This window comes from Shewanella sp. FJAT-51649, from assembly GCF_019457435.1.
In the GTDB taxonomy this organism is placed as follows: Bacteria; Pseudomonadota; Gammaproteobacteria; order Enterobacterales; family Shewanellaceae; genus Shewanella; species Shewanella mangrovisoli.
In genome coordinates this window covers 2647803-2670238 of sequence record NZ_CP080411.1, presented here as the reverse complement: position 1 = coordinate 2670238, position 22436 = coordinate 2647803, and the positions used below count along the sequence as shown (strand labels likewise).

Genomic DNA, 22436 nt, shown 5'->3' with positions numbered 1-22436 from the left:
TTATCCCACCAATTAAAATCCCATGTTGGCTATTTCAAAGCATTGCGATGGCAAGCTCGCATGCGTTAATGGGCATTTCACTTCTATTAGGCTCTCATCGCTTTCTCGCCGCGGGCCAAGCCCACAACGCCAGAGCGCGACACTTCAACCACTTTGGTTACTTCACCCATGGAGTGAATAAAGGCATCGAGTTTTTCGGTCGTGCCCACCAATTGAATGGTGTAGAGATTGGCAGTGACATCGACAATCTGCCCACGGAAGATATCGGCGGTACGCTTAATTTCTTCCCGTAATTCCCCTTGAGCGCGGACTTTAACCAGTGCCAACTCCCGCTCAATATAAGCCGATTCGGTGACATTCGACACCTTGAGCACATCGACTAACTTGTGCAGTTGTTTCTCGATTTGCTCTAGCACCTTTTCGTCGGCCACTACGGTAATATTGAGGCGCGATAAGGTGTTATCATCGGTTGGTGCCACAGTTAAACTTTCGATGTTGTAACCGCGTTGGGAAAACAGACCGACAACACGAGATAATGCGCCGGATTGGTTTTCGAGTAATACAGATATAATTCGACGCATTAGCATTTCTCCGTTTTGCTTAACCACATTTCATTCATCGCGCCGCCGCGGATAAGCATGGGATACACGTGCTCAGTCTCATCCACCATAATGTCGATAAATACCAGTCTGTCTTTCATGGCAAGGGCTTCGGCCATCTTAGACTCAAGCTCAGCGGGATCGCTAATCGTCATGCCAACATGGCCATAGGCTTCAGCAATTTTGGCAAAGTTGGGTACCGAATCCATATAGGAATGGGAATGGCGACCCGAGTAGATCATATCCTGCCATTGTTTAACCATGCCAAGGAAGCGGTTGTTTAAGTTGATAATTTTAACCGGCGTATCGTATTGCAGAGCGGTTGAAAGCTCTTGAATATTCATCTGAATCGAGCCATCGCCCGTGACGCATACAACGGTTTCGTCAGGCATTGCCATTTTGACTCCCATGGCAGCGGGTAAACCAAAGCCCATGGTGCCAAGGCCGCCGGAGTTAATCCAACGGCGAGGTTTATCGAAGGGATAATAGAGCGCGGCAAACATTTGATGCTGGCCCACATCCGAGGCGACATAGGCCTCACCATTAGTGAGTTTGTAAAGGGTTTCAATCACTTGCTGTGGTTTGATCCGATTGCTTTCCTTATCGTATGCTAAGCAGTTGCGGTTACGCCACACTGTGATTTCTTGCCACCATTGATTAATTGCCTCGCTATCGTTGCTCTCCTTCGACTCCTCCAGCAGGGCTAACATGCTGTCCAGTACGATGTCTGCCGAGCCAACGATGGGGATATCCACTCGGACGGTTTTTGAAATCGATGAAGGGTCGATATCGATATGCAAAATAGTGGCATTTGGGCAGTATTTCTCGATGTTGTTGGTGGTTCTGTCATCGAAACGCACGCCAATCCCGAAGATAAGATCGCAGTTATGCATGGTCATGTTGGCTTCATAGCGACCGTGCATCCCCAGCATGCCTAAGCTGTTTTTATGGGTGCCAGGGAAAGCGCCAAGGCCCATCAAGGTGCTGACAACGGGGATATTTAATTTTTCCGCTAGGGCTAAGATTTGCTTTTCACAGCTGGAGATAATGGCGCCGCCACCCACATAAAGCACGGGTTTTTTCGCCGCCAGTAATGCCTGCAATCCACGGCGAATTTGCCCCTTGTGGCCCGATGTCGTTGGATTATAGGAACGCATTTTAATGCTCTCGGGGTAAATATAGTCGTGCAGCAATGCAGGATTGAGGCAATCCTTTGGCAAGTCGACAACGACGGGGCCGGGGCGCCCCGTGGAAGCAATATAAAAGGCTTTTTTAATGATTTCAGGTATTTGAGTAGGATCTTGTACTAAAAAGCTGTGTTTGACGACTGGGCGTGAAATCCCAATCATGTCGCATTCTTGGAACGCATCATTACCGATAAGATTGCTGGGTACTTGGCCGGATAACACCACTAATGGAATTGAATCCATATAGGCGGTAGCGATGCCGGTAATGGCATTGGTGGCACCTGGGCCTGAGGTCACGAGTACCACGCCTACTTTACCCGTGGCGCGGGCATAACCATCGGCCATATGTACGGCGGCTTGTTCGTGGCGAACCAGAATATGTTCAATACCGGGGATAAGGTGCAGGGCGTCGTAGATATCTAACACTGAGCCGCCAGGATAACCAAATATGTGCTTTACACCTTCATCGATAAGGGATCGCACAATCATGCTGGCGCCGGATAACTTCTCCATGTGAAACTCCTATTGCATAGTACCGTTACGGTAAACAGTATCTTGTTACAGCGACGGTAATCGCTCTAAAAATAAGCCTGAAGGGTAATTCAGACTCCGATTGCTGAGCTTGAAATTATCGATTTCAAGCGCTCATCCCTTTGGATGCAGCAGCTGTTGCAATGAACAGAATTTCATCATATTCAAAAAAGAACACATTTCAAGGCTTTTATGTAAAAAATAACCAACTTGAAACAATTTCATGTTTAGACGCGATAAACGCTTATGAAACGGGAGTTTTTGTGTGTGAAGATTCTATTTAATCTCTTTTATTAGAATGGGTTAGCAGATTTACCATGAAAAACGGCACTCAAGGTTCTATATATAACCTGAGTGCCGTTTATTTAGAAAACACTTAATTTGTTACAAATCAGCTACAAAAGCGGTAGATACCACAATTGCTTCGTTTACGTGGCATAAAGATGCAGATTACTCCTTCGGCTTGGCTTGATGGGTCGGTCGGTTAAATTGACAGAATCCCACCAACAACACTGCCGTCAGCATTAATGCCGAGAAAGGCACTGCGGTGCCATTGTAAAACAGCGCGAGTAATGGCCCTGCAAGGGCGCCAAAGCCGAATCTTAAGGTGCCAATCACCGCCGTTGCTGTGCCCGTTTCCTGCTTGAATTTCATCAGCACAATGGCATCGGCGTTGACCGACATGATGCCAAGGCTCCCCATCAGCGGGATCAGCATCAACACGGTGAAGTGATAACTGAGTCCCAGTAAGTTCACTCCCAGTAAACCTACCGCCGCCAGCGCACCGAAGAAGGTCGACACGTGCAGCATCCTCAACGAGCCATAACGGCCCACAATTCGGGTATTGATAATATTTGCCAGCATCAGCGCGCCCACATTGGTACTAAAGAGTAGGGCAAATAAGGATTTATCTAAGGAAAAAACCTCCATATAGACAAAGGGCGACGCGGTTAAATAACAAAAAAACGCAAAAGAGGTAAGCACGCCACTGGCAATATTCATTTTGACGCCGGGACGTGAAAACACAGTAGCATAAGCCCCTAAAAAGGATTTTTGACTGCGACTACTCTGATCTTTATCGCTCGGCATTCTGAGCAACGTAATGACCAACAACAGCAACAACATGGCATAGGCCGATTGGATAAAGAAGATCAAATGCCATTCACCAAGCTCGAGGATAAGGCTGCCGATGCTTGGGGCTAATAATGGTGCTAACATCATGATTAAACTGACATAAGACATACCCTTAGCCGTGTTTTCACCATAGACTTCTTTGATATACCCAGGGACGACCACTGTGGCCGCCGCGCCGATAAAGGCTTGTAAAAAGCGCAGCCCTAAAAACACTTCAATCTGCTCGGCTAAGCCTAATAACAGGCTGACTAACATAAAGCCCGAGAGCCCCATTATTACCATGGGGCGACGACCAATACGGTCTGCAAGTGGGCCAAAGCACAGCATACCCAGGGCGTAGCCGCCCAAGTAAACACTCAAGGATTGTTGCACTAGGGTGATATCGGTATGAAAACTATGGGCGAGGGTTGCCATGGCGGGCAAATACATGTCGATCGCGAGCGGCGTGATCGCAACAATGGCTGCGAGCATAGGGATCAGCAGGGCCAAATGGGGAATGTTGCTCGGTTTAGTCGGATAGCTTGACGGTTGTGGGTCCACTGTTACCTCGGGTGGCGAAAGAAGGCGATATAAAGTGTTATGTCACTCGAAAACCAAAATTGTAGGGTAACAATTTTGCCTATTGGCGGCTCATTTCGCCTCAATTGACATAGCGTTTCTCGCCATGAGCATTGGAGGAGTATAGGGGAGAAATGAGTGACCAGCGAAGACTCAGCCAACAGTTGAACTGAATGATAGGTCTTGTCATCGAGTATAAGGATATTAAGCCATAACATAGTAAAACGCTCGGGCAAATAAGCCAATCTCGATGACGATATCTTTACACTTAAATTGTAACCAAAATCGCTTTACTGTCCTTGTATTGCATTAATTTACCAATGCATGCCTGAACGTCATTCATTCGACTGAGATTGTCACTCCGGTGTCATCTATATGTCATCTAACCGTCTTGAATGCGGATTAATTTAATGGGCTTTAGCTTAACCCTACGACTAATAACAACACATTCAGGAATGATGCAATGAACACAAAACGACTGCCGCTGGCCGGTGCGATACTGGCAAGTTTACTCCTTGGTGCCTGTAATGGTGATGATGGTACCAATGGTGAGCAGGGGGATAACGGCTTAAATTCATTAGTTAAAGTGACCGCACTCGCCATCGGTGATACGAACTGTCCCGCCGGTGGTCAACGCATCGATACTGGGCTTGATGCGAATCGTAATGGCCAGTTGGAAGAAACTGAAATCGATGCGGCGCAAACACAATTTATTTGCCAACCCCAAGCTGCGGGAGTCACAGCTGAGCTGATTGGCCGTCATCAAACGGGCGTTTATGGCCTGAGTGCCGCTGAGATTGTCGAATATCACAGTGCTTCTGAGCGTATTTTTGTGGTTAATGCGAGAAGCGGTAAAGTCGACATTATCGATGCGCACTTACTTGGTAATGCGACCACGGCAACTGCGCCATTAGCTTTGAATAATCTTGATAAGCTCGGCGAGTTGGATGTTGCCAAGGATGTGGGTTTAAGTTTTATGGGCAGCGTTAACAGTGTCAGTATTTCTGGTAACTTGTTAGCGGCGGCCATTGAGCGCGGCGATGCGGCGGGCAATAAGACTCAAGCCAATGGTTATGTGGCTTTCTATCAACTTAATGGCAATGACACGCCGCAGTATCTCAGCGCGATAGAAGTCGGTGCACTACCGGATAACGTGGTCTTTAGCCATGATGGCAAAACGGTACTCGTTGCCAACGAAGGCGAACCAAATCAAGACTATAGTGTCGATCCTGAGGGCAGTGTTGCCATTATTGCCATTGCGGATGGCAAACCCGCAGCGACGGCAACGCTAGTGACATTCACTGAGTTTAATCAGGGTAATGCTCGCTATAATGAAATCACCAAGGACATTAAAATCAATGGCCCTATGGCCACTGTTGCGCAGGACTTAGAGCCTGAGTATATCAGTGTCAGCCCCGATAACAGCCGTGCCTTTGTGAGTCTGCAGGAGAACAATGCCATCGCCGTGATTGATATTGCCAATGCCAAAGTAGCGAAGATTTTACCTTTGGGACTGAAGGATTACGGTCTTGATGTGAATAAAATTGATGCAAGTGATAAGGACGATATGATCAACCTTCAGGCCTATGCGGGCGTGTATGGCATGTATCAACCTGATACCGTAGCGAGTTACCGTTGGAATAATGCTGATTTTATTGTTACCGCAAACGAAGGGGATTCCCGCGACTATGCTGGGTTTTCGGAGGAAGCCCGCGCCGGTGACTTAACCTTAGATCCTAATCATCCACAATTTGCCGCCGCGAAAGATAAGACCCAATTAGCCCGTTTGAAAGTGACTAAGAGTATGGGGGATGACGATAACGACGGCGATTATGACAAAATCGTGAGCTTTGGCGCGCGCTCCTTCTCAATCTGGACGGCCGATGGTCAACAGGTGTTTGACAGTGGTAGCGATTTTGAGCGGATCACCGCAGCCTTGTTGGGCAATAACTTCAACAATAACAACGAAGAAAACAAAGGCGATAGTCGCAGTGACGATAAAGGACCCGAGCCAGAAGCCTTAGCCCTAGGCAAAATTGGCCAGAAACTCTATGCCTTTATCGGGCTTGAACGTACCTCTGGTTTTATGATTTACGATGTGACCAATCCCTTTGACGTGCATTTTGTGGATTACGTGGTAAACCGTGATTTTGAGGCGGATTTCAGCATAGATACAGATACGGGTGAAGTGAAAGGCGATGCCAGTTTGGCGGGAGATTTAGGGCCAGAAGGCATGAAGTTTGTGAGTGCCGAGAAGAGTCCAAATGGTCAGCCTCTGTTGATTATCGGCAATGAAGTCAGTGGTACAACCAGCGTGTACCAGATTAAGGTGCAATGGCCATAGCTTGTGTTCAAGGCGCCATAATGTTACATCTCGACACCTAAAATGCTTGTGATTAAGCAAGCTTAAAACGCCAGAGCATCACTCTGGCGTTTCTTTTTGCTTCTTTCTCGCGATAAAAATGCAATGTTAAACGACTGAATAGGCGTTTTGCTTGAGGGCGTTAAAGGTGGATTCGATACATTCGAGCGCAAGCTGGAATTGGGTATCGTTTTCGGCGCCGCCTAAACTTAAACGGATAAAGTTATCATGGCAGTTAAAGTCATCCCCATTACGGATCAGCACACCTTTCGCCGCTAAGGCGGTCACCAGATGATGAGCTTTAATGTCTTCGGGCAACTGAACCCAGCCATTTAAACCACGCCAGCGTTGAGTTAACCCCAGCCTGTCGCCCAATGCCATGCACTGCTGCTGACGCTCGCGAATAATGGCATCGCGATTGGCGGTGATTTGCCCGCGCTTGATTAGCTGACAGGCGAGCTCCACATTGAGCGGCGACACCATCCAACATTGGCTGTGGATGGCGAGGCGCAATGGGGCGATGAGCGGGTCGGGCACGAGAATAAAACCTTGCCTTAAGCCCCCTGAAAACAGCTTAGACAGGCTTGAAATGTAAATGACCCTCGGCACATTCAGCGTCTGTGCTAACTGCCACAGCGGAGGGCGCCATTCTTCTGGGAGGCAATAATTCACATCATCTTCAATGATATAAAACTGGTACTGCTCCGCGAGTGATAACAGTTTTTCTCTCTGTTGCTCACTGTATTGAATACAAGTGGGGTTTTGATTGTTAAGGGTTAAATACACCAGCTTAGGTTGGTGGATTTGCACTAAGGCTTCGAATCTAGCGAGGTCGACCCCGTCAGAGGTTAACGGCACGCCAATGCTATTGATACCTAATTGTTTTGCGCAAATTCGCACTCCGGGATAGCTGTACTGCTCGTGCAGTAGTACCTCGCCCTTGGTGAGGAAGGCATTTAGGCAGGCAAAAATGGCCTGTTGGCCACCATGGGTAAAAATCAATTGCTCGGGTTGCTGTTCAATCCCGCGTTGTAAAAGCCAGTGGTGAAATATCTGTTGATGCTGGTCTAAGGGGCTGGCGCGATAGCCAAGGAGTTGACTCAATTTAGCCGGATCCTTAGCCAGTTGGCTTAGGCAATCACTCAGGGTACTAATTTGATCCGTCAGCGGCTGCTGACACGTCGCCATATTGAGCTGCAAGTTACTGAGCTCTGGCACGGGAGAGGCGTTGACATAAGTCCCATCACCGACACGTGCTTCCACATAGCCGCGCTGCTCCGCAAGGGCGTAGGCCCGGGTAACAGTACCTATGGTCACCCCAAGTGCATCGGCTAAACGCCGTTGTGGTGGGAGTTTTGTGCCATGGGGCAGGACTTTACGCAAAATGCCTTGCTCAATGGCACTGACGAGACGTTGATATTTAGGTCCAGTAAATGCCTCTAGATCCGGTGTCCAAATTGTACCCATGACAATAAATCCATTGATCTCCGTTAATCTACCTATATTATTTATTGTATCGTTTATTGTCAAATATTGTATGCGTACAATTTGAGGTGTTTATGGATATTCAACTTGTCAATGACCCACAACTCTGGACTTTAATGGCCTCAGCGGCACTCTTTTGTGCAACCATGACCATGACTCCCGGTCCGAATAATATTTTACTCGCCAGCTCCGGCGCTCATTTCGGGGTGATGCGCACCATTCCACATATCGCGGGGATCCGCTTAGGCTCGACTTCTCTGCATCTGTCGGTATTACTGGGGCTTGGGGCTTTGTTCGAGGCGTTTCCAGTGTTGCACCAAGTGCTAAAGTACGCGGCATTAGTGTATTTACTGCATCTTGCCTATCGATTAGTGACCTCTCCCGTTAAGGCGGCGCATTTGGATGAAGGGCGTAAGCCGATGAGTGTGATGGAGGCGGCGCTGTTTCAGTGGATTAATCCTAAATCTTGGATGTCGACCATTACCCTTTGCAGTGCGTTTACTTTAGGGGGCGATGGTTTTTGGCTCAGTGCGGTATTGGGCGTGCTGGTGTTTAATCTGGTGGGATTTCCCGCGTCCTTCACTTGGGTATTTGTGGGCGCCGCTATCAGTAAAAAGCTGAATACGGATAAACGTCGACGTCATTTTAACTGGTTTATGGGCAGTTTATTGTTGGTGTCCTTACCTATGATCCTGCGTTAAAGAGTGCTAATTGCGCTAAAAGCTTAAATATTCTGGGATACTGACTCGCGTAAGGATTGGCTTTATGCCATAACCAACATACTATTGGTGGCTTTTTTAGGTAACGGCCTTTTGGGATCCCATTGAGGCTTAGTTATACTTAGCCACCGCAAGTTAGTGATTAACTTGGGAGTGAGTATATGGAGGTTACTGCGTGAAGTTTCCCAGTTTAGTATCGTTAATGCCCGGTTTGGCGCAGATGCTGCAGTATGAGAAGCAATGGCTCAGGGATGATGTGAGGGCGGGATTATCCGTTGCGGCGGTTGCTTTACCCGTTGCTATCGCCTACGCCCAATTGACCGGGGTCAATGCCGCCGTGGGTTTATACTCCTGCGTGCTGCCTATGTTGGTATATGCACTGTTTGGCACATCTAGACAATTGATTGTTGGCCCCGATGCCGCCACCTGCGCCGTGATTGCCGCCGTGGTGACGCCGCTTGCTGCTGGCGATAGCATGAAGCACTGGCAACTGGTGATGACCATGACGGCGATGACGGGCTTTTGGTGCTTAATCGCCAGCCGTTTTCGCCTTGGGGTATTAGCAGACTTTCTCTCCAAACCTATTCTGATGGGGCTACTCAATGGTGTGGCGATCACCATTATCGTTGGCCAATTCTCAAAAATTTTTGGTTTTACCTTCGATGAGCGTTATTTAATTGAGCGCTTATCCGGCGCGCCTTCCTATTTAACTCGAACCCACTTGCCTACCTTGCTGATGGGAGTGGTGACCTTAGCAACCTATGCCTTAGTGAAACGATATCGTCCTCAGTGGCCAGCCTCTATGTGTGCGATGGCGATGGCGGCGTTTTTAGTCTGGGCCTTTAATTTAACCAGCTTAGATATCAATGTGGTGGGTGAGGTGAGCGCGGGCTTGCCATCGTTTCAAGCGCCTGTGTTCGATATCGGTATTGCCCGTGAACTGGTGGTGCCCGCACTCAACTTAGCCATGGTGAGCTTTGTGAGCATGATGCTGACGGCGCGCAGTTTTGCGGCGAAAAATGGCTACGATATCGATGCGGATAAAGAGTTTCGTGCCCTTGGGATTGCCAATATCGCCTCCGCGTTATCCCAAGGTTTTGCCGTCAGCGGCGCCGATTCGCGCACCGCGGTGAACGATGCAAACGGCGGCAAGAGTCAGTTGGTGTCCATCATCGCAGCGGTCTTAATTGCATTAGTTGCGCTATTTTTTACCGCACCACTGAAATATATCCCCAGTTCTGCGCTCGGCGTGGTATTGGTGATTGCCTCGATTTCCTTGATTGATTTAAAGGCGCTGTGGAACCTGCGCGTGCGGGACCGCTCCGCCTTTTTACTCGCCTGTACGACCTTATTCTCGGTGCTGTTTATTGGGGTTATTCCAGGCATTACCTTGGCGGTATTGCTGGGCTTATTCCAATTTTTAGCGACCGTGATGCGCCCAACCGATCAAGTGCTCGGGCTTGACCAAAAAGGGGTGATTCGTAGCGTGGATGATTCTGGCAAAGCCAAATCTGTACCTGGCGTGTTTATCTACCGTTTCAACTCGCCGTTAACCTACTTCAACGCCACTTACTTTAAGCGCCGCCTACTGGAGAAGTTTATCCGCGAGCCAGAGCCCGTAGATTGCATTATCATCGACGCCGTCCCGTGTTTTACTCACTTAGATTTGAGTGTGATGGCCATGCTTGCGGATTTACACCAACTACTGAAGAAACGCGGCATACGCTTAGTGTTAGCCGGGCGTAAACGGCAGATGCTCGGTTGGTTTGAACAAGCGGGAATGCAGTCCGGTGAAGGCGGTATCTTGATCCGGCCCGATTTATATCTGGCGCTGAAAATGAACCAAAGTTACAAACAAGCGTTAGCCGAGGGGCAGGCGCCAGTGATCAAAAAAGATCCCGAGGATGATGTGTTATTGCACAGTCATTTATAGAAGCAAACCTAATAAAAAAGCGCGATATTGTTCGCGCTTTTTTATGGCTCATTCAACACCCTTAGAAAACATCGGTGAGCTTAAATTAACTTAGTCATTTGGCAGTTTATCTAAGGGGATTAAACCGTGGTAGGCATAGTAGCCTATGGGGCCTAAAAATAAACTCAGTAGACACCAGAGGCATTTTTTATTGGTGCTGAGGTTAGCTTGACTCTTAAATACCCTACGCGCAAAGACGCAATGTAGTAGGGTTAACCCTATGAGCATCGCAATGATGTTAATATCCGTATTTTCCAAGTACCTGATCCCTGTCATTCATCGTGATGATTTAGCATAAAATGTTAAAAACGGTTGAGTTACTTTACCTAAGTGCTACGTACTTTACTCGAACATTTTACCGATTGCTATTATGTATATCAAAAATAAACGTTAATTCTTATTCACTTATAGACGTTCCTAACAAGTAAGTCGGCGGATTGCCAGCTTGCCAGATCACATATTTTTCCATTGCTTGTAGAAATATTTCACTGCTGGTTAGCGCCGTTAACCAGCTCATTAGGCGTGGAAACGCCACTGTCAGATCACGTTTGCTATCCACCGCCGTAAATTGGCGGATAAAAGGCACAATCGCAAAATCAGCTAGGCTTAACGTGGGGCCGATTAGGTAAGGATGTTGCTGAAGCTGTGCTTCGAGTCGTTCAAGAAAAGTGCTGGCCTTGTGGAAATAATCCGCTTGGGTGTATTCAGGATAACGGTCGGCATACTTGTACTTATCCAGCCAAGGTTTAAATTCAACATCATTCTGCGCGATAAGCTCAGCAATCAAATTTTGCGCTGACGCGGTTTCTCCGAGTAACGGCTGTGCGGCTTGTGAATGCGTATTTGTCAGTGCCCAGCGCATAATCTCTAAGCTCTCGGCAATAACCTCACCCGTAGGGAGCTGTAATACCGGCACTGTGCCCTTGGGGGAGATGGCTAACATTTCTGTGGGTTTTGCTTTAAGGGTGATTTCCCGCACTTCTACCTGGCACTGGCCGAGCAATAGACCAAGGCGAGCGCGCATGGCATAAGGACAACGGCGAAAACTGTAGAGTATAGGTAAGGGCATAGTCGTGTTCCTTAAAGCAATCATAAAAGCGATGTCGCCACTGCAGCGGCTTAAAAGTCGGCAATAGTAGTGACTTTAAAACAGAAATACTGCGTTTATTACTGATTTTTCCACCGTTTGGCTTGTAAATAAACAATGACCTTGGTTTTTGTCTGTGTTTATCTGACTGTGACTCAGGTAGAATTTCGGCCGATTTTTGCGACCCAGCCTAGGCTTAGGTTGGTTATTAGTTAGTGCACTGGAAATTAAGTTCCAGCCAGCAGTTGAGGGTGTTATGTCTAACGTTGTTGTTTGTGCTTTATATAAGTTTGTTTCATTACCGCATTTTGAGTCGCTGCGTGAGCCACTCCTGTCCATGATGGAGCAGGCCGAGATTAAAGGCACATTATTGCTGGCAAATGAAGGTATTAATGGCACTGTGGCTGGCTCTCAAGCCGCCATCGATGCACTGCTGGCTTGGCTGAATAACCAAAATGGCCTCGAAAACATCGTTTACAAGTTATCCTTTGACGATGAAATGCCTTTCTACCGCACTAAGGTGAAGCTGAAAAAAGAAATCGTCACCATGGGCGTTGAAGGTATCGATCCGCTTAAAGTGGTGGGCACCTATGTAAAACCACAGGACTGGAACGCACTGATTTCCGATCCAGAAGTCATCCTAGTGGATACCCGTAACGACTATGAAGTGCAAATTGGCACCTTTAAAAATGCCATTAACCCAGTGACCGAAACCTTCAGAGAATTCCCTGAGTATGTGAAGCAGAACCTCGATCCTGCCAAACATAAGAAAGTCGCGATGTTCTGTACTGGTGGTATCCGCTGCGAAAAATCGACCGCTTATTTAAAAGAGCAGGGCTTTGAAGAAGTCTATCACCTCGAAGGTGGCATCCTTAAGTACCTCGAAGAGGTGAAACAGGAGGAAAGCCTGTGGGAAGGCGAATGTTTCGTCTTCGATAACCGCGTCGCCGTTGACCATGATTTAAAGAAAGGCCAATACGATCAATGTAATGCTTGTCGTATGCCGATCACTGAAGCCGAAAAATTAAGCCCTGCCTATGTGCAAGGCGTTAGCTGCCCACATTGTATCGATAAGATTTCAGACGAGCAGCGCAAGCGCTTCGTTGAACGTGAGCGCCAAGTAAACTTAGCGAAATCACGTAACGAAGCACACATTGGTAGCGATGTGAATCAAGTGATTGAAGCTCGCCGTCAAAAGAAAGAAGCGCTGCGCCAGCAATCGGCTGAAAAGAACAAAGCTAAGCAATAAGGTAAGTAATAAGGTTTTTACCTATCTCTTGAGCGCGAGCGTTCTCGACTATGACCACTATGGCCCGACATGTTCGGGCCATTTTTTTACTAAATGTCTTAGGGCGTGTTGACGTTTCGAGATTAGATTTTGTTCGTTCTGGCAAGCACGTGCTTGCGAAACGAGGAATGAAGTGTAGTTATTCTACTAAAATGACGAGCGGCTCTTATGACAGAAAGTAAGAGCAAGGGCTTGCCAGACGAACCCTTCGGGCAGCATTTGGCTGACGTTTCTGCTGCGTTATCGTCCGTTTATGTAGAATAACTACACTGCACGGACGTTGCCTTGCATAAAAGTCAGTCAAATTGCTGCAAAAATAACCCGGAAACGTCAGCACGCCCTAGTAACAGTGTTAGCATTTTTAACCCTATGATAAATTTGCCTAAATAAAATCGTGTCTTGGCCAAGTCAGCAGCGCCAGACATCTTGCAGCAGGGATAGGGCATGAGTATTTGGAAAGAGTTATACGACATTTTTGATAAAGAGCGCAGCCGCTGGCAACAATCGACGGCGGGTAAGCAGGCCATCAGCTTCGAATTAAAGGCTAATTTAGGCTTTCTCGCCGATGCCTTGAGCAGTGGTTTACCGCAACAGGCGATAATTCAAGGGCTTGAGTGCTCACTCTTTGAGGCAAAAATCAAAGAAGGTTTAGCGCTGACCAGCCTGAATCGTCGTAAAGTGACACTGAAATTTATCGGTGAATTTGCCGAGTTTGCTAAGTATGTGGGCAAAGAGAATGCCGAGCTGGTGGAGAATGCCTACTCAAAAATCAAATCCTTACAAAAGCTCGCATCGGCAAAACCCGATAACAATTACGATCTTAGAATTAAATCACTGTTTCGGTTTTTGGTGTTTATTGTGGCACATCTTGAGGAGCGGCCGCTCACTCGTCAATCTGCCAAAGACTAATACGTTTCACGCAGGATTCAGCAGAGTGTTGAGCACAAAAAAAGATTACCAATCCAAAGTGCTGCAAGCAGGAGGGTGTTTCAAGGATGAAGATGAATAATACTAAGTGGCGAGAATGTTTGAGTATATTGGCCGCGCATCGGGTTTATCTGCAACTGCGCTTAGTGGGAGATGCTGATTTTTCGCTGGATTATGAAGCCGCCCATCGAGTGATTAGCCAAATAGAGACTCGAGATTTTGTGTTTGTCCGCAAGACCATCCCCTATAAAGACATTGCGGCGCTGCGGATTGTGAAGGATACATTTCCCGCAGCCGAAACGCATAACTTAAACCAAGCAAGTGCGACGCTTTTTACTGCAGAACTTGCTGAGTTAAGAGGTAAGCTGATGCAACTGGGGCAATTACCGCTGACAGAAGATGACGAGTCTATCCTGATCACGGCTTATTGATGCCGCGAATCGGCGCTGGCGAAAACAGTTGAGCAAACCCTGATGTCAGTGGTGGAGAGCTGTGCGTTGTTTGGGAGAGCGACTGGCAGGCAAGGGGCTCTGCCAGTGATCGTTCGTAAGCGGGCGGTAAAGCGGATAACCGTTAAAGCTGAACAGTAAAAATCGCGTCTTTACCTGCGGTGACGCTACCTTGGGCTTTATCTAAGTATTTCACATCTTCCATATTGGCCAGCACAACGGGAGTGAGTAGGCTATCTACTTGATCTTTCAGGTAATCAATATCGAAAGACAGAATGGGATCGCCCACTTTGACCTCTTGGCCTTCCTCCGCTAAACGGCTAAAACCTCGGCCCCTTAACTCTACGGTACCGACGCCAAAGTGCACGAAAAGCTCTAATCCCTGTGGCGATTCGATACTAAAAGCATGATTAGTCTCAAAAATTTTACCTATGGTGCCGTCGATTGGGGCGACAATCGTGTCTCCCTTTGGCGCAATGGCGATACCATCACCCACAATTTTCTCTGCAAATACCACATCGGGGACCTTTTCAATGGCCACAATTTCCCCGTTCACAGGGGCGTAAACCATAATGCCGCCAGCCAGTTGTGGTTGCCCTGATACCAATCGCCTTATTCGGCTTAAAAATCCCATTATCCTGTGCCCCTTCGCTTGTTTTTGTTGTTATCTTTTTAGTCTGTAAAGCAGCATAACCAATAAAATGTATTATTTATAGCTTGTTATACACTGCTGTAGTTCTGAAATTCTATTCTGTTGCATGGCGGTGTGCGCTAACGCAGAAAATTTCGTCAATTGCCCTTGGCAAACTGCGGCCTTCACCTCCAGCAATGCACTTAAGTTTACGCTGAGTTCATCGAGTCCCATGCCGATAAGGAGCGGGACCATCAGCGGCGAGCTGGCAAGTTCGCCACAGAGTGACACTTTGACTCCAGCAGCTTTGGCTTGCTCGACGGTCATCTTGATGAGCCCTAAAATCGCCGGTGACAGGGAAGGGTAATCCCGCGTCAGTTGCGGATTCGTGCGATCCGCCGCCATGGCATATTGGGTTAAGTCATTGGTGCCTATGCTCACAAAATCTAAGCGTGGCAGCATGGAGGCAAGATTCATCACGGCGGCGGGCGTTTCGACCACTATCCCGTAACTGAGTTCACCGAAGCCTTTTTCTTCCTCTTCGAGGGCATCTTGGCATTCGGCAATGAGGGTAAAAATCTGATCGAGTTCTTCAACCTGATTCACCATGGGAAACATGAGTCGAATGGGGCCATGATTGGCCGCTCGCAAAATCGCCCTGAGTTGGGTCTTAAACAGCTCTGGATGCGCCAAGGTATATCTAACTCCGCGTAGCCCAAGGGCGGGATTGTCCTCGACCTCCTGGCAGAGGCAGGGCAGCTCTTTATCGGCACCAATATCTAAGGTTCTGATCGTAAAGGTCTTACCGCCTAGCGCATGCAAGGCTTCGCAGTACAGATTGTATTGCGCTTTTTCATCCGGCAGTGTACTGGTGTGCATCAACATAAACTCGGTGCGAAACAGACCAATACCATCGGCACCCACATCACCAACATGGGTGATATCGTTCAAGTTGCCCACGTTGGCCATAAGGCCTACGAGGTGGCCATCTTGGGTCTTGGCGGGCACGTCTCGATACGCTTGCAGGGCGGCACGTCGGGCTTGCTCATGGTGCAATGTGACGGTTAAGCGTGCCTGCTGTTCGGGCGCAGGATTAACAAATAGCTCGCCACTGAGGGCATCGAGCACCAATGGTGTGCCATTGGGAATAAACTCGGCATCGAACTGGCAGCTAAGAATGGCGGGGATCCCCGCCGCGCGGGCTAAAATCGCCGTATGGCTGGTTAAGCCGCCGGTTTTGAGCACTATGCCGCTGATCTGCTCCTTGGGTAATAACGCAAATTCGGCGGGAGTGAGATCTTGCGCCAAGAGGATTGTCGGCTCAGTTAACTGGGCTAAGCCTTGATCTAAGCGTCCGTTGATGGCGGTAACTAATCGTTGGCCTAGGCAACGTACATCTTGGGCACGATTGGCAAGATAGGGATCGTCTAAGGATTCAAGCTCATTCGCCTGATGGGCGAAGATCCGCTCGACCGCAACACTGGCTGATAACTGCAGGGTACGGATCGCTTCCTTCACTTGGTCGATGAGCTCTTCGTCTTCAAGCAGTAACAAATCGGCTTCAATTAACTGATAGTTCTCACCTTGTGGGTCGAGCTTAGTTTGGCTGTGGCTGAGTTGTTGCTGCAGTGCCTGTAGGGCTTTGACAAATTTACTCTGTTGCTGCGGGATCCGTGATAGGGGAATAGGGCGATAATCGAGGTGGTGTTCGGCCTGGGTAAGGTGGAGCGCCTGTCCGAAGGCAATCCCCGATGACACTATGATCCCCGTAATCGACATATTCGTTCCTATCAAGCTGGCTAAGATGCCGTTTAACTTAAAGTGATGAGCAGTTCCGAGACTTTCTCGACCGCTTCCTGTGCCTGCTCACCTTCGGCAAACACTTTGACGGTGACGCCATGATACAGGCCTAATGTTTGCAATTTAAATAAGCTTTTGGCACTGGCCTGTTTGCCATTGCATTCAACTAGTACATCGCAGTTGAAGGTTTTCGCTTCTTTCACTAACAGGGCGGCTGGGCGGGTATGAATACCATGTTTTGCGGTGATAGTGACAGATTTTTCGTACATAGTGGCTTAACTCTTTAGCAATATTATGGCGCTTCGTTCGACTCAATAATCTTGTAACCCGCCTTTTTTAAGGCGGCAACGGCGCTTTGGAGACAATTTTTCTTGACCAAAATATAGTCGGTATCGAAGGTGGAAAGGGCAAAGATACTGATCTGCACATCGGCTAAGGTACCGGATATTTTCGATAAAATGCCTGTCATCGAAAATCCCAGCGGGCCTAAGACTTCAAAACAGCACCAATGGGGTTCTTGCTCTAAACTGTCGAGCTCAAGTTCACTCGATACCACGACTGTCAGACCTTCCTCGGTTCGGCCGATAAAGTACACTTCTTCGGCAAAGACTTCGCTAGGTAATTGAGCATTAGGGCTAAAACTGTGGATGGTATACTGCCGCGGGTGAACGGCTAAGGTCATGCGCATGGGCGTTCCTCAATCGGCAATAGGGTAAAGTCATATCCTAGTTTATAGCATGGATACCCGTCTAGATTGCATCCAACCTAGTTGAGTGAAGTATTTTAAACTAAAAGAGGACGTTCTAATACGTCCTCTTTGATGGCGGTTACTCTGATTATCTGATCCAGCGAACTAGATTTTGAATTGGCCTAAGGTATGTGACATATCTTGGCTGATATCCTGCAAGGACTGCGCCGCGCGGCTGTTACCTTCATTAGCTTTGACTGAGACTTCGGTTAATTCCGAAATATTACAGATATTGCGGTTGATTTCCTCCGTCACCAGCGATTGCTCCTCGGTCGCACTGGCGAGCTGGGTGTTCATATCGCTGATATGGGCGATAAGCTGCAAAATCGCCGCCATGGCATTACCCGCTTCGCGGGCTTTGGCTTGTAATTCATCGGATTGAGTCTGGGTTTGGCTATTGCTCTTCATTACAGAGTTCACGCCCATTTGAATATCCGAGATGATTTTTTGGATTTCGTTAGTAGAGTCTTGGGTGCGATTGGCCAGTGCGCGCACTTCATCGGCGACCACGGCAAACCCGCGGCCATGGCTCCCCGCACGGGCGGCTTCGATGGCGGCATTGAGGGCTAACAGGTTCGTTTGCTCGGCAATAGAGCGAATGACATCGAGGATGCTGCCAATTTGTGCCGAGGATTGCCCGAGTTTTTGGGTGATCACTTCCGATGCTCTTAGCTCTTGCACCAGTTTTTCGGTATCACGCACCGTATCATCGATTACCGCTTGGCTTTGCTGCGCCTGATTTTTCACGCTGTTGGCCGCATCGGCAGCCTGCTGGGTGTTGCTCGCCATCTCATGGGTGGTCGAAAGCATTTGATTCACGGCGGTGGCTACGCTGCCGGTTTCACGGTGGATATGCTCGGCGCTTTGGTTCGACTCTTCAACGGCCAGCATTAACTGCTTGGCATCATTGTCGAGGGACTGGCCCAATGGCTGTAAATGACCCACCATGTCGCCAATTTTCTGGGCAAACAGGTTAAAGGCGTGGGCAAGGTGCGCCACTTCATCCTTACCTTGGGTGCTTAAACGCTGGCTTAGGTCGCCTTCGCCTTGGGCGATATCCTCAAGCGCATCGATAGCGTCGTTTAACGGTGAGGTAATGGAGTGATTCAGCACTAGGAAAAACGCGAAAATCGGTACAGAAATTAAAAACATGATAATCAGATAATCGATGATCACGGCTTTAAGACTTTGTTTTACGTCGCTTAAGTAGGCACCAGTGATGAGCGTCCAGCCCCATTCGGGATAATAACGGGCTTCGACCAGCTTATCTTCAATGTTCTTCGACACGGGATTCGCAATTGGATATTCGAGCATGGTTTTGCCGTTTTTACGGGCTATCGGCAACATAGTGGCAAGGGGATTCGTGCCATTTTGCAGCTTAAAATTGAGCGCCGATGTGCCAATAAGATCGCTGCGTTCGCCATGGGCGAGGATCTGATTATTATCATCGATCACAATAAAGTAGCCGACACCGGCGTAACGGGTTTGGTCAATCAGGTTTGCCGCCGCTTGTTGCGCTTCTGCTTCTGACAGCTTGCCGCTTAGGGCATCTTGGCGATGAATATCGATTACACTGAGGAGGCTGCCGAGCTGGCCATCAATCTGTTGCCACTTTTGCTCAATAAGATTGCTGTATTGCTCTTTAATGGAAAAACTCGCAAAACACACAGTACCTATAGCCGCCATCACTAACATCATCATCAGTCGTTGGAGAATAGTGAATCGGCGCAAGAATGTGATCATGTGGGGTCCTTTAGGCGCAAAAAGAATGGTGTCCAATATACCTTCGAATCGGTATCAAATGAATCAAACTTGAGTTTATTTCGTGTAAAGACGTTAAGAATATTGGGATTCTTTGATCTTAAGCAGAATATTGTTTAGCACTGTGACTGATTGATGCTTTTATCGCTAATCCGTGTATCACCAAGGCGAATAAGACGTTAGACTGAATCGCGTATTTTATGAAATTCAAGTAGTTAGCCTTTAGATATACTTAATATTTCAGAGCCAGACTGCTAATTAATTGTTTTGGTTTTGATTTTTTATGCTTTTACGCGCAAGATTAATCATCGGTTTAGTTTGAGAATGGATTATGACAACAAACACTATTGTGACTTCGGATGATATTTTACTGAAGTTATGCCACTCGGTCGCCCATGTGTTATCGAGCACCAGTGCCAGCCATGTGGGCCACGCGGGCATGGTGCAAAGCATTACTCGCACCCGCTTAAAACCCGACCTAGGCTGTTTTTCGATTTTTGATGGCGGCTTTTCAGGGTTAGTGGTGATCAACTTTTCTGCCCCTGCGGCCATCGAAATCTATCGTCGCTATATGCTCAATATGGGCATGCCAGAGGAAGAGCTCGCCTTTTCCCACACGTCCGATGAAGTGGGGAACGTGATGGGCGAGTTGATGAACCAAATCTTGGGCGACTTTATTAATAAGGTTTCCAAGGAACTGCAAACCTCCATTAGCCAAAGTCAGCCTAAAATGTTAACCATAAACAAAGAGTTGACGATTTCTATCGATGCAAACTTAGACGATGCTGTCGCCAGACGCGTGTCCTTTAAGACTGAAAATAATCATATTTTCTACCTCGAATTTGCCATGGATAAGACCGAGTTTATTAAGCTGGATGAGTTTGAATTCGACGAAGAGTTCGACCCTGACAGCTTGCTCGAACAACATGGTCTTGGCGCTAATGCGTCTTCGCACCCAGATACCGCATCACCCTGGAGCCGTATGACGGATAAACCCGCCATCGCCAGTACGAATGCCGATGATTTGCTCGATGAGTTAGGAATTTAACTTTATTTAGCGCTGTTGGGTGTCGGTATAAGCCTTAGTTGTATCGACACTGCTTTGTTAGCATGGGTGAGGGCGTTTGTTGTACAAGCTTTGCAGCCATTTTCATCAAGGTTTTCATCCCTGCTAACTTGTTAGTCAGTTGTAAACCCTTCGGCTATACAAGTCATTCGAACTGTTTTAGTATCGCCTCAAAATAATAATTATGGTGACCTTGCTATGGCATCGAAAGCGACCTCTATTGATATTGCTTATCGTGCTGGTGTATCCCAGTCTACGGTTTCCCGAGCCTTGAGAAATAGTCCGTTAGTCAATTTAGAAACCCGTCAACGGATCCAAGCGATTGCGAAAGAACTCAACTACAAAGTCGATAAAAACGCCAGTAATCTACGCACCCAAAATAGCCACACCTTAGCCCTGTTGTTGTGTGAAGATCCCACCAATGATGATTCACTGATCAACCCCTTTTTCCTGTCGATGTTAGGCTCAATCACGCGGGCGACGGCGCAACAAGGTTATGATTTACTCGTGTCATTTCAACAGCTTTCCAGTGATTGGCATGCCGATTATGAAGATAGCAATAAAGCCGATGGGATTATCTTGCTGGGGTACGGCGACTACATGGATTACGAGCAAAAGCTCGAAAAGTTGCTGGCACAGAACACCCATTTTGTGATTTGGGGCGCCGAGCATAACAATAAAGCCGTGTTATCCATCGGCTGCGATAATCATCAAGGCGGCCTAATTGCCACTGAGCATTTAATTTCCCTCGGCCGTAAGGATTTTGCATTCCTGGGCGGGGCATCGAGTCATTGCCCTGAGTTTAGGGACAGATATTTAGGCCATGTCAAAGCACTGCAAACCGCTGGGCTGACTGTCGATCCTCGTCGGCAGATTTCGGCGATTAGCACTGAGGGGGCGGGTTACTATGCTACTTTGGAGTTGCTCGATAAAGGATTGAATTTCGACGCGATTTTTGCCGCCAGTGATTTAATCGCCATAGGTGCGATCCGCGCCTTAAAAGAGAAGGGGATTTTAGTGCCCGAGCAAGTCGCAGTCGTCGGGTACGATGATATTCCCGTGGCGAGCTTTGCCAATCCGCCGCTAACCACTATTAAGCAAAATACTCAGTTAGCGGGGGAGATTTTAGTGGAAAGCCTACTCAAGCTTATTCGTGGTCAAGCGGTGAGTCCGCAGTTGATCCCAACGACGTTAGTGGTACGTAGCTCCTGCGGGATTGACTGTACGCCGCTTACTTAAGTCGTATCTATTTTGATCGAATCATTAAGCCGAGTGATTGATAACACTCGGCTTTTTTATTGATGATTATACTCATCCTGCCTGGTGGAGGACCTAAAATAGGGCTAACCTCTGGCGTACTGGCGTAAAAACTTAGGCACCTCGGCCTTTGTCTTCGCCATAATTTTCTGCATCAGGCTAAAGGGCGGCTCAGTAATCGCATACCCTTGTTTAAGATCGGCCAGCATGCGCAGCCATAAATGTCCGGTCATTTCTGCATCTGCCAAGGCGCGGTGATAAGTACCGTTAGTCGGTAGCTGTTTGTGGCGAACTAAGGTCGCGAGTTGATGATTAATGGCCTCAGGATATAAGCGCCTTGCCAGTAGTAACGAGCAACCAAATTGGCCGGGATATTGATGACCTATCTGGGAAAACTCGGCATCGAGAAAGCGTTGATCGAAGGTGGCATTGTGGGCAACTAAATGATGTTTACCGATAAACTCAGCAAAGCGGACCATGACTTCTGCACAGGGCGCTGCATGGGCGAGCATCTGATTGCTGATCCCTGTGTAATCTTCAATAAAGCTGTTTATCCGAAACCCCGGATTCATTAATTCAGAAAAGCGCGCGGTAATTTGCCCTTGCTCAATTAATACTGCGCCAATTTCAATGGCACGTGCCCCTTGATTGGGCGAAAGCCCAGAAGTTTCAAAATCGAGTACGACCACAGTATTGGCAGGCGAATAGGTTGGCGTTTTAGACATAGGCTCCACACATATCAACGTAAGTCGCAGAGGACATTCATACGTTGGCATTGTAACAGAGTCATGGCGCGAGTTCGCACGGTTTTATCCATCAACAGCAAAAGAATATTGCTATTCACTGATGCTAACCTATTGTAAATTCAGTGTACT

The 22436-nt window shown here is 47.8% G+C and carries 20 protein-coding genes; 8 read left to right on the top strand and 12 right to left on the bottom strand.

Features of this window, described 5'->3' with window-relative positions:
- Nucleotides 1-86: 86 nt before the first annotated feature.
- From ilvN to K0H59_RS11870, 3 genes are all read right to left on the bottom strand, one after another.
- The gene (gene ilvN, locus K0H59_RS11880; protein WP_011622520.1) at nucleotides 87-581 is read right to left on the bottom strand and encodes an acetolactate synthase small subunit; all 495 of its coding nucleotides are present in this window, start codon (nucleotides 579-581) and stop codon (nucleotides 87-89) included.
- Nucleotides 581-2299, bottom strand: a complete 1719-nt coding sequence (locus K0H59_RS11875; RefSeq protein WP_220053254.1) for an acetolactate synthase 3 large subunit — start codon at nucleotides 2297-2299, stop codon at nucleotides 581-583. The genes ilvN and K0H59_RS11875 overlap by 1 nt, the downstream gene beginning before the upstream one ends.
- 468 nt (nucleotides 2300-2767) lie before the next feature.
- Nucleotides 2768-3991 carry a multidrug effflux MFS transporter gene (locus K0H59_RS11870; protein WP_088211646.1) on the bottom strand — a complete coding sequence of 408 codons (1224 nt, stop codon included), beginning with the start codon at nucleotides 3989-3991 and terminating at the stop codon, nucleotides 2768-2770.
- 481 nt (nucleotides 3992-4472) lie between these two features.
- Here K0H59_RS11870 and K0H59_RS11865 point away from each other — a divergent pair, with 481 nt between their 5' ends.
- Entirely contained in the window at nucleotides 4473-6353 is a 1881-nt protein-coding gene (locus K0H59_RS11865) for a choice-of-anchor I family protein (protein ID WP_220053253.1), read from the top strand.
- A 126-nt stretch (nucleotides 6354-6479) separates the two neighbouring features.
- Here K0H59_RS11865 and K0H59_RS11860 read toward each other — a convergent pair whose 3' ends face one another.
- Entirely contained in the window at nucleotides 6480-7838 is a 1359-nt protein-coding gene (locus K0H59_RS11860; protein ID WP_088211647.1) for a PLP-dependent aminotransferase family protein, read from the bottom strand.
- Between the two features lie 92 nt (nucleotides 7839-7930).
- Here K0H59_RS11860 and K0H59_RS11855 point away from each other — a divergent pair, with 92 nt between their 5' ends.
- Together K0H59_RS11855 and K0H59_RS11850 are read left to right on the top strand one after the other, a co-directional pair.
- Nucleotides 7931-8557, top strand: a complete 627-nt coding sequence (locus K0H59_RS11855; RefSeq protein WP_011717213.1) for a LysE family translocator — start codon at nucleotides 7931-7933, stop codon at nucleotides 8555-8557.
- 193 nt (nucleotides 8558-8750) lie between these two features.
- The gene (locus K0H59_RS11850; RefSeq protein WP_088211649.1) at nucleotides 8751-10508 is read left to right on the top strand and encodes a SulP family inorganic anion transporter; all 1758 of its coding nucleotides are present in this window, start codon (nucleotides 8751-8753) and stop codon (nucleotides 10506-10508) included.
- 90 nt (nucleotides 10509-10598) lie between these two features.
- Here K0H59_RS11850 and K0H59_RS21275 read toward each other — a convergent pair whose 3' ends face one another.
- A complete protein-coding gene (locus tag K0H59_RS21275; RefSeq protein ID WP_088211650.1) occupies nucleotides 10599-10823 on the bottom strand; it encodes a hypothetical protein in 225 nt (74 codons plus the stop codon).
- Between the two features lie 121 nt (nucleotides 10824-10944).
- Entirely contained in the window at nucleotides 10945-11616 is a 672-nt protein-coding gene (locus K0H59_RS11845) for a glutathione S-transferase (RefSeq protein ID WP_088211651.1), read from the bottom strand.
- A 274-nt stretch (nucleotides 11617-11890) separates the two neighbouring features.
- Here K0H59_RS11845 and K0H59_RS11840 point away from each other — a divergent pair, with 274 nt between their 5' ends.
- The 3 genes from K0H59_RS11840 (at nucleotide 11891) to K0H59_RS11830 (ending at nucleotide 14280) form a co-directional block, all read left to right on the top strand.
- Nucleotides 11891-12883: a rhodanese-related sulfurtransferase gene (locus K0H59_RS11840; RefSeq protein WP_088211707.1), complete on the top strand. Its 993-nt coding sequence runs from the start codon at nucleotides 11891-11893 to the stop codon at nucleotides 12881-12883.
- A gap of 483 nt (nucleotides 12884-13366) precedes the next feature.
- Nucleotides 13367-13831 carry a hypothetical protein gene (locus K0H59_RS11835; RefSeq protein ID WP_088211652.1) on the top strand — a complete coding sequence of 155 codons (465 nt, stop codon included), beginning with the start codon at nucleotides 13367-13369 and terminating at the stop codon, nucleotides 13829-13831.
- 92 nt (nucleotides 13832-13923) lie between these two features.
- On the top strand, nucleotides 13924-14280 hold the full coding sequence (locus K0H59_RS11830) for a hypothetical protein (RefSeq protein WP_254915771.1): 357 nt from the start codon (nucleotides 13924-13926) through the stop codon (nucleotides 14278-14280).
- 142 nt (nucleotides 14281-14422) lie between these two features.
- On the opposite strand, the gene crr is transcribed toward K0H59_RS11830, so the two are convergent.
- The 5 genes from crr to K0H59_RS11805 form a co-directional block, all read right to left on the bottom strand.
- Entirely contained in the window at nucleotides 14423-14932 is a 510-nt protein-coding gene (gene crr, locus K0H59_RS11825; protein WP_011622534.1) for a PTS glucose transporter subunit IIA, read from the bottom strand.
- 72 nt (nucleotides 14933-15004) lie between these two features.
- Nucleotides 15005-16708, bottom strand: a complete 1704-nt coding sequence (ptsP, locus tag K0H59_RS11820) for a phosphoenolpyruvate--protein phosphotransferase (RefSeq protein ID WP_220053252.1) — start codon at nucleotides 16706-16708, stop codon at nucleotides 15005-15007.
- A gap of 32 nt (nucleotides 16709-16740) precedes the next feature.
- Nucleotides 16741-16998: an HPr family phosphocarrier protein gene (locus K0H59_RS11815; RefSeq protein ID WP_011717205.1), complete on the bottom strand. Its 258-nt coding sequence runs from the start codon at nucleotides 16996-16998 to the stop codon at nucleotides 16741-16743.
- 23 nt (nucleotides 16999-17021) lie between these two features.
- Nucleotides 17022-17417 (bottom strand): ACT domain-containing protein, encoded by a 396-nt coding sequence (locus tag K0H59_RS11810; protein WP_220053251.1) that lies wholly within the window; start codon nucleotides 17415-17417, stop codon nucleotides 17022-17024.
- Nucleotides 17418-17582: 165 nt separating this feature from the next.
- On the bottom strand, nucleotides 17583-19220 hold the full coding sequence (locus K0H59_RS11805; protein WP_220053250.1) for a methyl-accepting chemotaxis protein: 1638 nt from the start codon (nucleotides 19218-19220) through the stop codon (nucleotides 17583-17585).
- A gap of 349 nt (nucleotides 19221-19569) precedes the next feature.
- Between K0H59_RS11805 and K0H59_RS11800 the strand changes: the two genes are divergently transcribed.
- Nucleotides 19570-20286 (top strand): DUF3334 family protein, encoded by a 717-nt coding sequence (locus tag K0H59_RS11800; RefSeq protein WP_220053249.1) that lies wholly within the window; start codon nucleotides 19570-19572, stop codon nucleotides 20284-20286.
- A gap of 216 nt (nucleotides 20287-20502) precedes the next feature.
- The gene (locus K0H59_RS11795; protein WP_220053248.1) at nucleotides 20503-21543 is read left to right on the top strand and encodes a LacI family DNA-binding transcriptional regulator; all 1041 of its coding nucleotides are present in this window, start codon (nucleotides 20503-20505) and stop codon (nucleotides 21541-21543) included.
- Between the two features lie 104 nt (nucleotides 21544-21647).
- Here K0H59_RS11795 and K0H59_RS11790 read toward each other — a convergent pair whose 3' ends face one another.
- The gene (locus K0H59_RS11790) at nucleotides 21648-22286 is read right to left on the bottom strand and encodes a PolC-type DNA polymerase III (RefSeq protein WP_088211657.1); all 639 of its coding nucleotides are present in this window, start codon (nucleotides 22284-22286) and stop codon (nucleotides 21648-21650) included.
- Between the last annotated feature and the right edge of the window lie 150 nt (nucleotides 22287-22436).

Excerpts from the sequence above, each read along its gene's own strand:
- ptsP (WP_220053252.1), bottom strand. The coding sequence starts at position 16,708 with ATGTCGATTACGGGGATCATAGTGTCATCGGGGATTGCCTTCGGACAG.
- K0H59_RS11875 (WP_220053254.1), bottom strand. The coding sequence starts at position 2,299 with ATGGAGAAGTTATCCGGCGCCAGCATGATTGTGCGATCCCTTATCGAT.
- K0H59_RS11815 (WP_011717205.1), bottom strand. The coding sequence starts at position 16,998 with ATGTACGAAAAATCTGTCACTATCACCGCAAAACATGGTATTCATACC.
- K0H59_RS21275 (WP_088211650.1), bottom strand. The coding sequence starts at position 10,823 with ATGACAGGGATCAGGTACTTGGAAAATACGGATATTAACATCATTGCG.
- crr (WP_011622534.1), bottom strand. The coding sequence starts at position 14,932 with ATGGGATTTTTAAGCCGAATAAGGCGATTGGTATCAGGGCAACCACAA.
- K0H59_RS11830 (WP_254915771.1), top strand. The coding sequence starts at position 13,924 with ATGAATAATACTAAGTGGCGAGAATGTTTGAGTATATTGGCCGCGCAT.
- K0H59_RS11840 (WP_088211707.1), top strand. The coding sequence starts at position 11,891 with ATGTCTAACGTTGTTGTTTGTGCTTTATATAAGTTTGTTTCATTACCG.
- K0H59_RS11800 (WP_220053249.1), top strand. The coding sequence starts at position 19,570 with ATGACAACAAACACTATTGTGACTTCGGATGATATTTTACTGAAGTTA.
- K0H59_RS11790 (WP_088211657.1), bottom strand. The coding sequence starts at position 22,286 with ATGTCTAAAACGCCAACCTATTCGCCTGCCAATACTGTGGTCGTACTC.
- K0H59_RS11855 (WP_011717213.1), top strand. The coding sequence starts at position 7,931 with ATGGATATTCAACTTGTCAATGACCCACAACTCTGGACTTTAATGGCC.
- K0H59_RS11795 (WP_220053248.1), top strand. The coding sequence starts at position 20,503 with ATGGCATCGAAAGCGACCTCTATTGATATTGCTTATCGTGCTGGTGTA.
- K0H59_RS11845 (WP_088211651.1), bottom strand. The coding sequence starts at position 11,616 with ATGCCCTTACCTATACTCTACAGTTTTCGCCGTTGTCCTTATGCCATG.
- K0H59_RS11865 (WP_220053253.1), top strand. The coding sequence starts at position 4,473 with ATGAACACAAAACGACTGCCGCTGGCCGGTGCGATACTGGCAAGTTTA.
- K0H59_RS11860 (WP_088211647.1), bottom strand. The coding sequence starts at position 7,838 with ATGGGTACAATTTGGACACCGGATCTAGAGGCATTTACTGGACCTAAA.
- K0H59_RS11805 (WP_220053250.1), bottom strand. The coding sequence starts at position 19,220 with ATGATCACATTCTTGCGCCGATTCACTATTCTCCAACGACTGATGATG.
- K0H59_RS11835 (WP_088211652.1), top strand. The coding sequence starts at position 13,367 with ATGAGTATTTGGAAAGAGTTATACGACATTTTTGATAAAGAGCGCAGC.
- ilvN (WP_011622520.1), bottom strand. The coding sequence starts at position 581 with ATGCGTCGAATTATATCTGTATTACTCGAAAACCAATCCGGCGCATTA.
- K0H59_RS11810 (WP_220053251.1), bottom strand. The coding sequence starts at position 17,417 with ATGCGCATGACCTTAGCCGTTCACCCGCGGCAGTATACCATCCACAGT.